Source organism: Gordonia sp. IEGM753, from assembly GCF_050321825.1.
Classification (GTDB): Bacteria; Pseudomonadota; Gammaproteobacteria; order Pseudomonadales; family Pseudomonadaceae; genus Aquipseudomonas.
Genome location: NZ_JBNQGB010000014.1, coordinates 1 through 14,106, shown reverse-complemented (window position 1 = coordinate 14,106; position 14,106 = coordinate 1). Strand labels below are relative to the sequence as shown.

Annotated in this window: 16 protein-coding genes; 10 read left to right on the top strand and 6 right to left on the bottom strand. The window is 57.1% G+C overall.

Annotated features, from left to right (window positions below; all coding sequences use genetic code 11):
- The first annotated feature begins 154 nt into the window (after positions 1-154).
- A complete protein-coding gene (rhtA, locus tag ACQR3R_RS30665) occupies positions 155-1,108 on the top strand; it encodes a threonine/homoserine exporter RhtA (protein ID WP_428278517.1) in 954 nt (317 codons plus the stop codon).
- A gap of 168 nt (positions 1,109-1,276) precedes the next feature.
- Positions 1,277-1,558: a hypothetical protein gene (locus ACQR3R_RS30660; protein ID WP_428278515.1), complete on the top strand. Its 282-nt coding sequence runs from the start codon at positions 1,277-1,279 to the stop codon at positions 1,556-1,558.
- 15 nt (positions 1,559-1,573) lie between these two features.
- Here the strand turns inward: ACQR3R_RS30660 and ACQR3R_RS30655 are convergent, their stop codons facing one another.
- A complete protein-coding gene (locus tag ACQR3R_RS30655; RefSeq protein ID WP_428278513.1) occupies positions 1,574-2,134 on the bottom strand; it encodes a TetR/AcrR family transcriptional regulator in 561 nt (186 codons plus the stop codon).
- A gap of 91 nt (positions 2,135-2,225) precedes the next feature.
- On the opposite strand from ACQR3R_RS30655, the gene ACQR3R_RS30650 reads away from it, so the two are divergent.
- Positions 2,226-2,954 carry an SDR family oxidoreductase gene (locus tag ACQR3R_RS30650; RefSeq protein ID WP_428278511.1) on the top strand — a complete coding sequence of 243 codons (729 nt, stop codon included), beginning with the start codon at positions 2,226-2,228 and terminating at the stop codon, positions 2,952-2,954.
- 34 nt (positions 2,955-2,988) lie between these two features.
- A complete protein-coding gene (locus tag ACQR3R_RS30645) occupies positions 2,989-3,579 on the top strand; it encodes a 2-hydroxychromene-2-carboxylate isomerase (protein WP_428278509.1) in 591 nt (196 codons plus the stop codon).
- A 51-nt stretch (positions 3,580-3,630) separates the two neighbouring features.
- On the opposite strand, the gene ACQR3R_RS30640 is transcribed toward ACQR3R_RS30645, so the two are convergent.
- From ACQR3R_RS30640 to ACQR3R_RS30625, 4 genes are all read right to left on the bottom strand, one after another.
- The gene (locus ACQR3R_RS30640; protein ID WP_428278507.1) at positions 3,631-5,439 is read right to left on the bottom strand and encodes an aminopeptidase P family protein; all 1,809 of its coding nucleotides are present in this window, start codon (positions 5,437-5,439) and stop codon (positions 3,631-3,633) included.
- Positions 5,440-5,504: 65 nt separating this feature from the next.
- Entirely contained in the window at positions 5,505-6,662 is a 1,158-nt protein-coding gene (locus tag ACQR3R_RS30635) for a cysteine desulfurase family protein (RefSeq protein ID WP_428278505.1), read from the bottom strand.
- Between the two features lie 205 nt (positions 6,663-6,867).
- Positions 6,868-7,482, bottom strand: coding sequence for a LysE family translocator (locus ACQR3R_RS30630; protein ID WP_428278503.1), 615 nt, complete (start codon positions 7,480-7,482; stop codon positions 6,868-6,870).
- Positions 7,483-7,577: 95 nt separating this feature from the next.
- On the bottom strand, positions 7,578-7,847 hold the full coding sequence (locus ACQR3R_RS30625) for a hypothetical protein (RefSeq protein WP_428278501.1): 270 nt from the start codon (positions 7,845-7,847) through the stop codon (positions 7,578-7,580).
- Between the two features lie 400 nt (positions 7,848-8,247).
- Here ACQR3R_RS30625 and msuE point away from each other — a divergent pair, with 400 nt between their 5' ends.
- From msuE to ACQR3R_RS30605, 4 genes are all read left to right on the top strand, one after another.
- A complete protein-coding gene (msuE, locus tag ACQR3R_RS30620; RefSeq protein WP_428278499.1) occupies positions 8,248-8,811 on the top strand; it encodes an FMN reductase in 564 nt (187 codons plus the stop codon).
- 4 nt (positions 8,812-8,815) lie between these two features.
- Positions 8,816-9,967 carry an FMNH2-dependent alkanesulfonate monooxygenase gene (ssuD, locus tag ACQR3R_RS30615; protein ID WP_428278497.1) on the top strand — a complete coding sequence of 384 codons (1,152 nt, stop codon included), beginning with the start codon at positions 8,816-8,818 and terminating at the stop codon, positions 9,965-9,967.
- A 122-nt stretch (positions 9,968-10,089) separates the two neighbouring features.
- Entirely contained in the window at positions 10,090-11,277 is a 1,188-nt protein-coding gene (locus ACQR3R_RS30610; RefSeq protein WP_428278495.1) for an acyl-CoA dehydrogenase family protein, read from the top strand.
- 22 nt (positions 11,278-11,299) lie between these two features.
- Complete coding sequence (locus ACQR3R_RS30605; protein ID WP_428278493.1) at positions 11,300-12,403, top strand: sigma 54-interacting transcriptional regulator; 1,104 nt, start codon at positions 11,300-11,302, stop codon at positions 12,401-12,403.
- Here the strand turns inward: ACQR3R_RS30605 and ACQR3R_RS30600 are convergent.
- The gene (locus ACQR3R_RS30600; protein ID WP_428278491.1) at positions 12,400-12,765 is read right to left on the bottom strand and encodes an antibiotic biosynthesis monooxygenase; all 366 of its coding nucleotides are present in this window, start codon (positions 12,763-12,765) and stop codon (positions 12,400-12,402) included. The two genes, ACQR3R_RS30605 and ACQR3R_RS30600, sit on opposite strands and share 4 nt — an antisense overlap.
- 96 nt (positions 12,766-12,861) lie before the next feature.
- On the opposite strand from ACQR3R_RS30600, the gene soxR reads away from it, so the two are divergent.
- Entirely contained in the window at positions 12,862-13,329 is a 468-nt protein-coding gene (gene soxR / locus ACQR3R_RS30595; RefSeq protein WP_428278489.1) for a redox-sensitive transcriptional activator SoxR, read from the top strand.
- A 167-nt stretch (positions 13,330-13,496) separates the two neighbouring features.
- Positions 13,497-13,955, top strand: coding sequence for a VOC family protein (locus ACQR3R_RS30590; protein ID WP_428278487.1), 459 nt, complete (start codon positions 13,497-13,499; stop codon positions 13,953-13,955).
- Positions 13,956-14,106 lie beyond the last annotated feature (151 nt).

Sequence of the window (14,106 nt, the reverse complement as noted above, 5' to 3'; positions counted from 1 at the left end):
TGCGTAACTCATTGTTTACCAAGGAGTTTTCCGTTTCGACTGCGCCGGAAGTGGGGCGAATTATAGACGTCCAGGATTTCCCGTCAACACCTAATTACGTTTATCTATCACAGCGCTCAAAAACGCTGCTTATATATAGACGCGACCACAATCAATGCGCAGTATATTGCCCATATACACCAGAAACACTCTCGTTTCCTGCCTTGGACGATGCCACGCAATGAATGACCAGCCCCGCAACCTTGCCTCGACTCTGTTCTCGGTAGGACTTCTAATAATAGCAATGGCATCAATCCAATCCGGAGCCTCCCTCGCCAAGAGCATGTTCCCTGTGGTTGGCGCGCAAGGGACCACCACTCTGCGACTGGTATTTGCCAGCGTGATCATGCTGCTCTTGCTTCGCCCATGGCGTGCGAAGCTCACGGCCAAATCGCTGCGCACCGTTATCGTTTACGGCATGGCGCTGGGCGGCATGAACTTCCTCTTCTATATGTCCCTGAACACAGTCCCTCTGGGTATCGCGGTGGCGCTGGAATTCACAGGTCCCCTGGCGGTAGCCATCTATGCATCACGTCGAGCCATCGATTTTTTATGGATCGCCCTGGCTATCGTCGGCCTGCTGCTATTGATACCGACAGGCGCAACCGCGGCCGGCATCGATTTGGTCGGTGCAGGTTATGCATTGGCCGCTGGGGTTTGCTGGGCGCTGTACATCCTTTTTGGGCAGAAAGCGGGCGCTGATAACGGCGTACAGACTGCCGCATTGGGGGTAATGATTGCCGCGCTGTTTGTAGCGCCTATAGGAATTTTCCACGCAGGCGCAGCGCTACTGACGCCGTCCTTGATACCCGTGGCCATTGGTGTTGCCGTTCTATCGACTGCCCTGCCCTACACACTGGAAATGATCGCCCTCACCCGATTGCCCGCCCGCACCTTCGGTACGCTGATGAGTATCGAGCCTGCTATCGGAGCACTATCAGGCCTGTTGTTTCTGAACGAATACTTATCACTGTCACAGTGGATGGCCATCCTGTGCATCATTCTGGCTTCCGTCGGTGCAACCTTGACGATGGGGAACAATGCCAAGCCCGCAGTCGCAGCTGATTGAAACAGGATTTGACCAAGGTCTGGTAATTGCCGCTCAATTAGGCCATGTTTATGCCCGCAATTCAGTGTCAGACATGGACTTTTCAAGACAGGGATATCAGAACGCTTCAGGCGAATGCGAACGCAGCCAGACCCGGGCACCAGATCCGGGGACGCTATAAGGACAGCAATGAAACGAATTTTGATACTGATCGCCGTACTTGCAGTTGCGGGCTGCGCGGCGACATCGAAGACCCAGATCAAGCATGGCAAGAGAGGGATGCACATCAACTGTTCCGGATTGTCGTCTTCCTGGGATCAGTGCTACACCAGCGCCGCCAACTCATGCGCGCCCAAGGGATACAAGGTTATCGCCAAGTCGGGGGACGCGGTGGAAGAACCAGGGGATTACCCGTTCGGCCTCAACCCTGCCGGTTATACGAGCCGGAGCATGATCGTTATCTGCAAATAGGTTGATGCCGCCCTGTCAGGCTTTTGTACCGGCGATCTGGCGGCCAATCTCTTCGTAACTGGAATTCAGCACCGCTCGCTGAATGTCCGGAGTGGCCAGCATACGGGCTACGACCAATGCACCCACGCATTGCGACAGAATGGCCCACGCCAGGCTGTCGCTCTCCAGTATCTGCGCCCAACTCTCCTGAAGTCGACAAATCCAGTGCTCTGCCTGCTGCCGAACCAACACGTGCGAACGAGCAATCTCGGCCCCCAACGCAGGTAATGCACAACCAGATTCCGGATGCTCGACATGCGCCATGCTCAAGTACTGCTTCAAGCAGCGTTGAAGCTTGTCGTGATCTCGGTCCGCCCCCAGTCGATTTAGACTCTGACAAAGTTCACGCTCAACAATTGAGGCGAACAATTCGTCCTTGGATGAAAAGTGGCTGTAGAAAGCCCCACCGCTCAATCCGATTGCTTTCATCAAACCGTCTACTCCAACCGTCGAAAATCCCGAGCGTTTGGCAGACACAGCGCTGCTTTCAAGCAGCTTCTCTTTTGTTTCCAGTTTGTGATTAGCCGAATAGCGCATCGCATTGCCTCCCCATTGTTCGCCTTGACGTCTGCAGAATCGTAGCATAACGTTCGTTTAGTTAACGACCGTTTAGCAAAGGGATCGATTCATGAATAACAAAAAAGTCGTACTCGTTGTGGGCGCGGGCGATGCCACGGGAGGTGCCATTGCGAAACGCTTTGCGCAGGAAGGATTTGTCGCGTGCGTGACCCGGCGTAGCCTGGACAAACTTCAACCTTTGGTAGACGCGATCACGGCCAGCGGAGGCGAAGCGCATGGTTTTGCTTGCGATGCGCGTAAAGAGGAGGACGTCGTTGCCTTGGTCGAGCAGATTGAAAGTCAAATCGGCCCTATCGACGCATTCGTCTTCAACATCGGCGCGAATGTGCCATGCAGTATTCTTGAAGAGACGGCCCGTAAATATTTCAAAATTTGGGAAATGGCCTGTTTCTCAGGGTTTCTCAACGCCCGGGAAGTTGCCAAACGCATGGCCACGCGTCAACGCGGCACCATTCTGTTTACCGGTGCCACCGCCGGTATGCGCGGTGCGGCGGGGTTTGCAGCGTTCGCCGGTGCCAAACACGGTATTCGTGCTTTGGCGCAGAGCATGGCCCGCGAGCTGGGGCCGATGAATATTCATGTCGCGCACATCATCGTCGACGGCGCCATCGATACCGATTTTATTCGCGATAACTTCCCTGAAAAGTACGCGACCAAAGATCAGGACGGCATTTTGAATCCAGAGCACATTGCCGAGAATTACTGGTACCTGCACAGCCAGCCTCGCGACGCCTGGACCTTCGAACTGGACCTGCGGCCCTGGAACGAACGCTGGTAAGCCTTCCAAACAATAAAAATTGAGCGTACCGATTATGAGTAAAACCGTAGAGTTCTTTTTCGACCTCGGCAGCCCTGCCACTTACCTGGCCTACACCCAGTTGCCCAAAATTTGCGAACAGACCAACAGCCAACTGATCTACATTCCCATATTGCTCGGCGGCGTGTTTAAAGCCACCGGCAATGCCTCGCCGGCAACCATACCCGCCAAGGGCCGGTACATGTTTGTGGACCTGGATCGCTACGCAAAACGTTACGGCGTGCCGCTTAAATTCAACCCGAACTTCCCGATCAATACCCTCATGCTCATGCGGGCCGTGACAGGCGTGCAACTGCGTCACCCCGAACGTTTTCAGGCATTCATCGATTGTTTGTTTCAAGGAATCTGGGTTGAGGGTCGCAACTTGGGTGACCCCGCGACAGTCGCGCAAATACTGACAAAAAACGGCTTCGACCCCGATCAAATACTGGCCCTGACCTCTGACGAGGACGTTAAAGCCACACTCAAGGACAACACCGAGAAAGCGGTACTACGCGGCGTATTCGGCGCACCGAGCATGTTTGTCGGCAACCAGTTGTTTTTTGGACAGGATCGATTGGACTTCGTCCTTGAAGCACTTGCCTGAACGGTGATCAAACGAGCCAGGCGCTGAAAACAGCGCCTGGACCGGTGTTAATCAGATAGCAGCGGTTCGAGTGTTCAGCCATTCAAGTGCCGCGCCATCAAGCAACGGACTCAAGCGCTCCCGCACCTCGGCGTGATAAGCGTTGAACCACTGTTTTTCGTCCTCAGTCAGCAACGATGGCGCAAGGCATCGCGTGTCGATCGGGCACAGGGTCAACGTTTCGAACGCCAGGAATTCACCGAACTCGCTCTTGCCCGCCTCGCGATTCAACACGAGGTTCTCGATCCGCACGCCCCAACGGCCAGGACGATAAGTACCCGGTTCGATGGAGGTGATCATGCCCGGCTGCATTGCAGTTTGCGGTGCTGCGGCAGCTTGATAGGCGATAACCTGCGGGCCTTCATGAACGTTCAGAAAGTAACCGACGCCGTGGCCAGTGCCGTGCCCGTAATCGACGCTCTCGGCCCAGATCGGCGCCCGGGCAATGGCATCCAGCAACGGTGACAAAATGCCCCTTGGGAATTGTGCGCGGGACAAGGCAATCACGCCTTTGAGCACTCGCGTGCAGTCACGTTTTTGCTCGTCGGTTGGCGTACCGACCGGCACCATCCGCGTAATATCGGTAGTGCCGCCCAGGTACTGGCCACCTGAATCGATCAACAACAGGCCATCACCTTCGATCACCGCGTGCGCTTCTTCAGTGGCGTGATAATGCGGCATCGCGCCATTGGCATTGAATGCGGCAATGGTGTTGAAACTCAACGAAACATAATCCGGACGACGGGTACGCGCTGCGGTCAGGTGTTCGTCGATGGTCAGTTCGGTAATGCGCTCTCGGCCCCACGCTGACTCCAGCCAGGCGAAGAACTCGCAAAGCGCCGCACCATCCTGCTCCATGGCCCGGCGAATGTGCTCGGCATCCGCCAGGCTTTTTTGCGATTTGGCTAACGTGGTCGGGTTCAGGCCTTCGATCAGTTTTACGCCGTCGCTCAAGTTACCCAGCAACCCGGCCGTGACCCGCGCCGGGTCGACTTGCAAAGTCGCGCCATTCGGCACTGCGCGTAACGCGGCCGCCACTTCACTGTAATCACGCAGCACGATGCCGTCGTTTTCCAGGACCGCGCGTAACGCGTCATTGACCTTGCTGAGTGCCACAAACAGCGTTGCCTGTTGCTGGCTGACCAACGCAAACGAGACGAACACCGGATTGAACGACACATCGCCGCCGCGCAGGTTGAACAACCAGGCAATGTCGTCAAGGGTGGCGATAAAGTGCCAGTCAGCCCCGCGCGCTTGCAAAACTTCACGCAACTGCGCGAGTTTTTCGACACGGCTGACCGTCGCCTGAGGCGGCAGATGCTGGTAGATCGGTTCATTGGGCAGTGTTGGGCGGTCTTTCCAGACGTCGCTCAGCAGATCGATATCGGTGCGCAGGCGCGCACCACGTTCCTCCAGTTTGCCGCCCAACGTACGCGCCGACGCCACCGCCATCACCGCGCCATCCACCGCAACGACGCCACCTTCAGGGGTTTGCTCGGCCAGCCAATCCAACGGTCCAGGCTGGCCGGGTTGCAACTTGACCAGTTCGATACCGCTGCCTGCGAGTTCCTTCGTCGCCTGCTCCCAATAACGGCTGTCAGCCCATACGCCAGCAAAGTCAGGCGTCACGATCAACGTGCCAACTGAGCCATGAAAACCCGAGAGCCATTGACGCCCCTGCCAATAACCCGGGAGATATTCAGACAAATGCGGGTCTGCCGACGGCACCAGCAGCGCATGAATGCCCTCCCGGCTCATCAGTTCGCGGGTTTGCGCCAGGCGTTGGGGAACCGATCCGTTGATCGAAGGCTGCGTACTCATCGTGTCTCCTGCTAACCACTTCATCATTATTGTTGAGCGCCGATCCGGGTCGGCGCTATTTCGGCCTACTGCCAGAATGCCGGAGCACTCGCGCATGCCGCTTTTATAAGCGTTATAGCCTGATCGATGTCCTGCTCGGTGGTGAATCGCCCGAGGCTCAAGCGAATGGTACGGCTGGCCGAACGAGCGTCGTGCCCTAGCGCCAACAGGACATGTGAGGGTGCGTTGCTGGCGGAATTGCAGGCCGAGGTCGCGGAAAAAGCAATCGAGTGGCTCAACGCCGCAGAATTGAACTCGCCTTCGCCAAACGTCAGGCTCAGCGTATGAGGAATGCGCTGCGTCGGGCTGCCGTTCAGGCGAACGCCGGGAATGCCTGACAATTGTTCGAGCAGGCGTTCACGCAGCCGCACTATCGTGGTTTTTTCCTCTTCGAAAGCAATCGCTGCCAACGCAAATGCCTCGCCCATGGCGACGATCTGATGGGTGGCCAAGGTGCCTGAACGCAAGCCGCCCTCGTGACCACCGCCATGAATCTGCGCCTGCAAGCGCTGCTGGGCGCGAGGCCCTACGTAAAGAGCACCAATACCCTTGGGACCGTAGATTTTGTGCGCCGAAAACGACATCAAGTCCACCGGGAGTCGGGCCAGATCAATGCTCACTTTCCCCGCGCCTTGCGCGGCATCAACGTGAAAAAGAGCATCACGGGCACGCACGGCTTCGCCGATGCCTTGTATGTCGTTGACGGTACCCAATTCGTTGTTGACCAGCATCAGCGACACCAGAAAGGTGTCTTCGCGCATCGCTTCACTGACCGCTTGCGGGGTGATCAAACCTTGCGCATCGGGCACCAGGTACGTCACAGCAATGCCCGCATCCTGCAATTGTTTTGCAGTGTCGAGAATGGCTTTGTGTTCGATCAGGCTGGTGATGATGTGGCCGCCGGATATCCCCCGAGCCTGGGCCACTCCCTTGAGCGCGAGGTTATTGGATTCGGTGGCGCCGGAGGTCCAGACAATCTGTTCCGATTGCGCGCCGACCAGTCGGCCAACCTGCTCGCGGGCGCGCTCGACCGATTGCCGAGCCTGTTGGCCAAATGCATGGGAGCTGGACGCTGGATTGCCGAAGTTACCGCTAAAACCCAGACACTCGACCATGACCTTGATGACCCGCTCATCCACCGGCGTGGTGGCGGCGTAGTCGAAATACAGAGGACGTTTATTCATAAAAAGACTCGCAGAGCGTGTTCCGGGATCAGGAGGCTCGTCACTGAAACGTCAACAAACAGCCTCGTGAGCTGCGTCGACATTTCAGAACGTTAGAAATACCTGATCGGAGGCCGTTAAAGAAGAACAACTTCATCTAGAAGTGCGTAGGAACGCTCCTGAAGTCGAGCTTAACAGGCATCGGCCAACCGGTTGAAGCAATGCGTCAGCTAAAGCTATCGAGTAACAGCGGGTACAACGAAATCACCAGCAACGCGGCCATTCCCCAATTAAACACGCGTAACCAGCGACGATCCTTCAGCACGTTGCGCAGCAACGTACCGCAAGCCGCCCAGACGCTTACGCTCGGCAAGTTGATCAGCGCGAAGACCGCCGCAATCACGATCACGTTAGTGAAATAGCCCTGCAGGGGCGTGTAGGTACTGATCGCACCGATGGCCATGATCCAGGCCTTGGGATTGACCCACTGAAACGCCGCAGCGCCGAGAAAACTGATCGGTTTGCTCTCACCTCTATCACTGTCTGAAACGGGCCCCGAGTGGGCGATTTTCCATGCCAGATACAGCAAATACGCCGCGCCAACGTAACGCAGAAGGGTGTAGAGCAAGGGATAGGTTTGAAACACAGCCCCCAGTCCAAAACCTACGGCCACGACCAATACGAAGAAGCCACACGTGATGCCAAGCATGTGCGCAATGGTGCGGTTAAAGCCGAAGTTCACCCCAGAAGCCAGCAACATTGTGTTGTTAGGGCCGGGAGTGATCGAAGTCACGAGGGCAAACAGGGCGAACCCCAGCAGCAGATCAAACGAGAGTGTCATGGGTGGCAGTCCATCAGGTCATTCAAGTAACGACCCTATCGCACACCTTCAGCGAAACCCACGGACAGTTGGGCAAAACTTCGAGCAGTACAGTCTTAGCTGGGGCGACCGTGCAGTTGCACAGCACGTTCAGCGTTCATTTCGCCTTGGCGGTCGAACCGGAACGATTTCTGAGGCAGGCCGAGCAATTCGGCTTTTTTTGCATGGTATTCGTCGAATGACAACCCGCGTCGGTTCAAATCTTCAAGTGCCAGTTCCTTGCTTTCTGCTGCAGTGTACGGCCGCAATTCCGGTGAAACGTGGCTCGCACAACCCGCGAGAACAGAGATTGAAAGCAGCAAGAAAATGGCGATTGAGGTTTTCATGACGAGGGTCCTGATGTCTATGTTCCAAGCAATGAACACAGGCTACTCGTGGACCCTGGCGGTTAAAAATCATCGCGCTCGATAGTCGCTATCGACCTTGGCACACCCGAGTCGTGCCAAGCCTTTATATTCCATAAGATTATATAAATATTTATTTACGGTCTTTTGAGGAATATAAAACTGCCTTTATAACGAGCTCAGTGTTTCACGCACTGTTGCCCGGACAACTGTTTGCCAGGCAACAGTCAATCAACAAACAGCTCGGCCAATCGAACAGTGTTCCTCGAGAGAGGCGCCGCAAGCCCCGCAATACCGGGCGCTGATGGGTTGGTACAGCTCTTGCTGAGTCCAGTGACTACTCACTGCTCGCAGAGCAACTGTTTAAAAAAAGGAACTGGTCATGTCGCGCCCATTGAAAGTAGTTGCCCTCTCCGGTGGCACCTGGCGTCCATCCCGAACGCTGGTGCTGACCCAAGCGTTGCTGGCCGAGCTATCCGGGCAATTGCCAATCGAGAGCAAGTTGATCGAACTCGGCGACATCGCCCGACCGTTGGGCGCCGCGTTGTCCCGTCAAGAACTGAGCGCCGACATCGAAGCTGAACTGCAAGCCATCGAAAACGCCGACCTGTTGATCGTCGCGGCACCGGTTTATCGCGGCTCCTATCCCGGGTTGCTCAAGCATTTGTTTGACCTGATCGACTTGAACGCACTGATCAATACGCCGGTACTGCTGGCCGCCACCGGTGGCAGCGAACGTCATGCACTGGTGCTCGATCACCAGCTAAGGCCGCTGTTCAGTTTCTTCCAGGCATTGACCCTGCCCATTGGCGTCTACGCCACTGAGGCCGATTTCTCCAATTACCAAATAACCAGTGAGCCGTTGAAGGCCCGCATTCGTCTTGCTGCAGAACGTGCCGCACCGTTGTTCGGCGCGCACCCCAACAATCTGCTGAAAATCGCGTAAGGATTTGTTCATGGATGTTTTCTGGTTTCTGCCGACCCACGGCGACGGCCATTACTTGGGCACCACTCAGGGCGCCCGCCCGGTCACCCTCAACTACTTGAAACAAGTAGCGCAAGCCGCAGACAGCCTGGGTTACCACGGCGTGCTGATTCCAACCGGTCGGTCCTGCGAAGATTCGTGGGTCATCGCATCGGCGCTGGTGCCGCTAACGGAGCGCTTGCGCTATCTGGTGGCGATTCGTCCGGGGATCATTTCGCCCACTGTGTCGGCGCGCATGGCGGCGACGCTGGATCGCTTGTCCGGTGGCCGATTGTTGATCAACGTGGTGACGGGCGGCGACCCGGATGAAAACCGTGGCGACGGCAGCTTCCTGGATCACAGCGAACGCTACGAAGTCACCGACGAATTCCTGAAAATCTGGCGCCGGGTGCTGCAGGGTGAATCGGTGGATTTCGAGGGCAAGCATTTACGCGTGCAGAACGCGAAGGCGCTGTATCCACCCGTTCAGAAGCCCTATCCGCCGCTGTATTTCGGCGGTTCATCGGATGCCGCGCATGATCTTGCTGCCGAACAGGTCGACGTTTACCTGACGTGGGGCGAGCCGCCAGCCGCGGTTGCCGAAAAACTGGCCGACGTTCGCAAGCGCGCCGCCGAAAAAGGACGCACGGTAAAGTTCGGAATTCGCCTGCACGTGATTGTCCGCGAAACCGCCGAAGAGGCATGGAAAGCGGCCGACAAACTCATCGAACACATCAGCGATGACACCATTGCTGCCGCGCAAACGTCTTTCTCGCGTTTTGATTCCGAAGGCCAGAGACGCATGGCGGCATTGCATGACGGGCGTCGCGACAACCTGGAAATTTCGCCCAACCTCTGGGCTGGCGTCGGGCTGGTACGTGGCGGGGCGGGCACTGCATTGGTGGGCGATCCACAACAAGTGGCCGCGCGAATCAAGGAGTACGCGGACCTGGGAATCGAGAGCTTCATATTTTCCGGTTACCCGCACCTCGAAGAGGCGTATCGCTTTGCAGAATTGGTGTTCCCGTTGTTGCCCGAGCCTTACGCAAGCCTCGCAGGGCGCGGTGTCACCAACCTGACTGGACCGTTCGGCGAAATGATCGCCAACGATGTGCTGCCGGCTAAAGCCACCGCCTGAACCACCCTGCCCTTGCACGAACACGCTTGCTCGCGATGAACGGTGACGTGTTTGTGCAGGGCAGTGCGCGGTGACGGTATCGCGAGCAAGTTCGGCTTCTACAAAAAGAAGGAATCCCCAGCGTGACTGCCAAGCCGCAAAACACCTTTTTATCCCCTTTGCAGACCGCCCGCCAATTGGCCGCCGAGTTTGCGTTGACCGCCGTCGAACGCGACGAACGTGGTGGCACGCCCAAGGCTGAACGTGACGCCTTACGACACAGCGGATTGTTGGCCCTGAGCATTCCCACCCAGTACGGCGGCCTCGGCGCCAGTTGGAGTGAAACCCTCGCGGTCGTGCGCGAATTCGCCAAGGTCGACAGTTCCATTGCGCATGTCTTCGGTTTTCATCACCTGATGCTCGCCACCGTGCGCCTGTTTGCCAAGCCAGAACAGTGGCAACCATGGTTTGAACAAACGGCGCGCAAGAACTGGTTTTGGGGAAACGCGCTAAACCCGCTGGACACCCGTACCGTCGTGAAAAACCTCGGTGGCTGGCGCGAGTTTTCCGGCAAGAAAAGCTTTTGCTCAGGCGCCAGCGATTCGCAAATGCTGATCGCCTCGGCGGTGGATGAAAGCGCCGGCGGTAAGCTGTTGATCGCGGCAATTCCCAGCGGACGAAGCGGCATCACGTTGCACAGTGACTGGAACAACATGGGCCAACGACAGACCGACAGCGGCAGCGCGACGTTCGAACGGGTCCGTGTCGAAGAGTCGGAATTGCTGCTGGACCCGGGCCCGTTGAGCACACCCTTCGCCTGCCTGCGGCCCTTGATCGCGCAGTTGACGTTCACTCACATGTTCCTCGGCATTGCCGAAGGCGCCTTCGAGGAGGCGCGCCAATACACGCTCACCGAAACCCGGCCATGGCACAAGTCGATTGTTCAGGACGTGCGCCAGGACCCGTATGTACTCGCCCATTACGGCGAGTTCTGGGTCGCGCTCGAAGGCGTTCGCCTGTTGGTCGAGCGTGCCGCCGGGTTGCTCGATAACGCCTGGGCCAAAGGCCCAAGCCTAAGCGCCGAAGAGCGTGCTCACCTTGCCACGGCTATCGCCACCGCGAAGGTTGCGGCCACGCGTAATGGCCTGGAACTGTGCAGCCGGCTCTTCGAAGTGACGGGAGCACGCTCGACTCACGCCTCACTGCGGCTCGATCGTCACTGGCGCAACCTGCGCACACAAACCCTGCACGACCCGCTGGATTACAAACTCCATGAACTGGGTGACTGGGCGCTGAATCAGTCCCCGCCGATTCCAACTTTCTACTCTTAGCCTTCCATTCATGGAGCCCACCATGCAACTGCTGACCTTACCGCCCTCGCCTGCCCTGGCCACATCGATCCGGGCCACCGCGCAAGTGTTCGAAGACCCTAAATCCCAGGCCTTGCTTGCGCATTTGCAACAGGTCGCGCCGAGTGAAGCCAGCGTTCTGATCATCGGCGAAACCGGCACCGGCAAAGAGCTGGTCGCCCGTCATATTCACAACCTCAGCGGACGGCGCAACCGGCCGTTCGTGGCGGTAAATTGCGGGGCGTTCTCCGAATCGTTGGTGGAAGCCGAGTTGTTCGGCCATGAGAAAGGTGCGTTCACCGGCGCCCTGAGCGCCAAGGCTGGCTGGTTTGAAGAGGCCGATGGCGGCACGTTGTTCCTCGACGAAATCGGCGATTTGCCCATGGCGATTCAGGTCAAGTTACTGCGCGTATTGCAGGAGCGTGAAGTCGTGCGATTGGGCTCACGCAAGAGCATTGCGATTGATGTACGAGTGTTGGCGGCGACCAACGTGCAACTGGAAAAAGCCATCAACGCCGGGCACTTCCGCGAAGATCTGTATTATCGCCTCGACGTTGTCAGCCTGGAGCTGAGCCCACTGCGCGATCGCCCCGGCGATATTCTGCCGCTGACACGGCACTTCGTCGAAGCCTACAGCCATCGTTTGGGTTACGGCAGTGTCACCATCAGTAAAGAAGCTGAACTGAAGCTGCGCAGCTACAGTTGGCCAGGCAATATTCGCGAACTGGAAAACGTGATTCACCACACCTTGCTGATTTGCCGCAACGGCGTGATCGAGCGCGATGACTTGCGTCTGTCTAACCTGCGCATCGAGCGTCAGGACGACCATCAGCCTGCGGTCGATGATTCAGCGCAAGCCCTGCTCGAACGAGCCTTTCAAAAACTATTCGAGGAACAGGCAGGCGCGTTGCACGAAAAAGTCGAAGACGCTTTGTTGCGTGCCGCTTATCGCTTCAGCCACTACAACCAGGTGCACACCGCTGCCCTACTGGGTTTGAGCCGCAACGTAACCCGCACGCGGCTGATCAAGATCGGCGAGCTGGCAGTGAACAAACGTCGTGCGACAGAAAACCTGCAAGGTGAACGCTTGATGCAGTTGTCGATTTAACCCACCAGATTGCAGTGCAGCGCATTGTCGTGGCTGCGCTCCAGGCTGTGCAGCACCTGAAACGAGCAGAAGGTCACGGTTTTCGCTTGATGGGCGCGAATCAGTTGCCAGAAGTCCTGCTCGCCGCTTTCAAAACTCTGGAACGCGGCTTCCCCCGCCTCTCGTGATTGCCATTGCAGGTAATTCAACACGCGCCGCCCATCGTCACTGGCCTGGATGCTTGCACTCAGGAAACCGCTGTAATCCTGGGCAAGCCGTTCGGTTTGCCGGGACAGCGCCGACACCAGCCCCGGTTGCTGATGGGGTTCGATTTCGAATTCGATTAATTGGGTAAAGCTGCGATTTTTCTCTGACGCTTGCATGGAAAGTCCCCACTGACGTGTAAGACGAATCTTGCGATCCGAAGACTTGCAGGGTAAAACCTCTAGTTAAGTCAAGGTCAAGTGGTAATTGTCAAAATGATCACCTCAAAGAATCTGCACAAAGAGCTCACCGTCGGCCAACTCGCCACCCGCAGTGGCGTAGCGGTTACGGCGTTGCATTTTTATGAGTCCAAGGGGCTGATCAAAAGCAATCGCAACCCAGGCAACCAGCGACGCTACCCACGGGAAGTGTTGCGACGAGTTGCGCTGATCAAAGTGGCTCAACGGCTGGGGATTCCGCTGGCAGAAATTGGTCAGGCGTTAACCAACCTGCCGAACAACCGGGCGCCCACAGCCGCGGACTGGCAGGTGTTGTCGGCCCAATGGAGCCGCGACCTGGATGAGCGGATCAATCAACTGACTGCGCTGCGCGACGAGCTCAATGGCTGTATCGGTTGCGGATGCCTGTCGATGGAGGCGTGTCCGTTGCGTAATTTTGGGGATGTGCTGGGGGAACATGGGTCGGGGGCACAGCTTCTGGCTACCGGCTCTGATCCCAAATAGCAGTGCGGCCTTCGCGGGCTAGCCACGCGCCCACCGGATCGCGCTGTTTTAGGACACTCGCTGCTGCTCGTCGGGCACTCGGCCGCAGAAAAGTGCCTGTCCTATATTTATAGGATGACAAATCGGCCCCTAGCACTCACCCAAACAACAAAAAAAGGAGAACCGTCATGAGCGTCAAACCAATTCCTGAGGGTTATCACAGCATCACGCCTTACTTGGGCATTCAAAAAGCGGCGCAAGCCATCGAGTTTTACAAAAAAGCCTTCGGCGCCATCGAAGTCATGCGCCTGTCGATGCCCGATGGCGGCATCGGTCACGCCGAGCTGCGAATCGGCGATTGCCCGATCATGCTCGGCACACCGTGCGATCAAGGGCCATTGAGCAACCCGGACCGTTCGCCTTCCGTAGGCCTGCACCTGTATGTGAATGATGTCGACGCATCGTTTAAACGGGCAATCGAGGCCGGGGGCGCCGTGGTGTCAGAGGTTAAGGATCAGTTTTATGGCGACCGCTCTGGAACGTTGAAAGATCCGTATGGGCATTTATGGTTTCTGGCCACGCGCAAGGAGGACCTGACCCAAGCGCAGATTGAGCAGCGGGCGAAGGAGATGTTTCAGCAAGGTTGAGATTGTGTATCGAATGACAAGGCCCAATCGCGAGCAGGCTCGCTCCCACAGGGGATCTCTGGCGCACACGGAATCTGTGGCTGGAACAGGACCCAATGTGGGAGTGAGCCTGCTCGCGATAGCGGTCTTACAGCGACGATGATGTTGACTG

What these genes read in the sequence shown, in the direction of transcription:
- ACQR3R_RS30605 (WP_428278493.1), top strand. Translation starts at nt 11,300, where the DNA reads ATGCAACTGCTGACCTTACCGCCCTCGCCTGCCCTGGCCACATCGATC.
- ACQR3R_RS30625 (WP_428278501.1), bottom strand. Translation starts at nt 7,847, where the DNA reads ATGAAAACCTCAATCGCCATTTTCTTGCTGCTTTCAATCTCTGTTCTC.
- ACQR3R_RS30635 (WP_428278505.1), bottom strand. Translation starts at nt 6,662, where the DNA reads ATGAATAAACGTCCTCTGTATTTCGACTACGCCGCCACCACGCCGGTG.
- ACQR3R_RS30630 (WP_428278503.1), bottom strand. Translation starts at nt 7,482, where the DNA reads ATGACACTCTCGTTTGATCTGCTGCTGGGGTTCGCCCTGTTTGCCCTC.
- soxR (WP_428278489.1), top strand. Translation starts at nt 12,862, where the DNA reads ATGATCACCTCAAAGAATCTGCACAAAGAGCTCACCGTCGGCCAACTC.
- ACQR3R_RS30660 (WP_428278515.1), top strand. Translation starts at nt 1,277, where the DNA reads ATGAAACGAATTTTGATACTGATCGCCGTACTTGCAGTTGCGGGCTGC.
- ACQR3R_RS30590 (WP_428278487.1), top strand. Translation starts at nt 13,497, where the DNA reads ATGAGCGTCAAACCAATTCCTGAGGGTTATCACAGCATCACGCCTTAC.
- rhtA (WP_428278517.1), top strand. Translation starts at nt 155, where the DNA reads ATGCGCAGTATATTGCCCATATACACCAGAAACACTCTCGTTTCCTGC.
- msuE (WP_428278499.1), top strand. Translation starts at nt 8,248, where the DNA reads ATGTCGCGCCCATTGAAAGTAGTTGCCCTCTCCGGTGGCACCTGGCGT.
- ACQR3R_RS30640 (WP_428278507.1), bottom strand. Translation starts at nt 5,439, where the DNA reads ATGAGTACGCAGCCTTCGATCAACGGATCGGTTCCCCAACGCCTGGCG.
- ACQR3R_RS30650 (WP_428278511.1), top strand. Translation starts at nt 2,226, where the DNA reads ATGAATAACAAAAAAGTCGTACTCGTTGTGGGCGCGGGCGATGCCACG.
- ACQR3R_RS30645 (WP_428278509.1), top strand. Translation starts at nt 2,989, where the DNA reads ATGAGTAAAACCGTAGAGTTCTTTTTCGACCTCGGCAGCCCTGCCACT.
- ACQR3R_RS30655 (WP_428278513.1), bottom strand. Translation starts at nt 2,134, where the DNA reads ATGCGCTATTCGGCTAATCACAAACTGGAAACAAAAGAGAAGCTGCTT.
- ACQR3R_RS30600 (WP_428278491.1), bottom strand. Translation starts at nt 12,765, where the DNA reads ATGCAAGCGTCAGAGAAAAATCGCAGCTTTACCCAATTAATCGAATTC.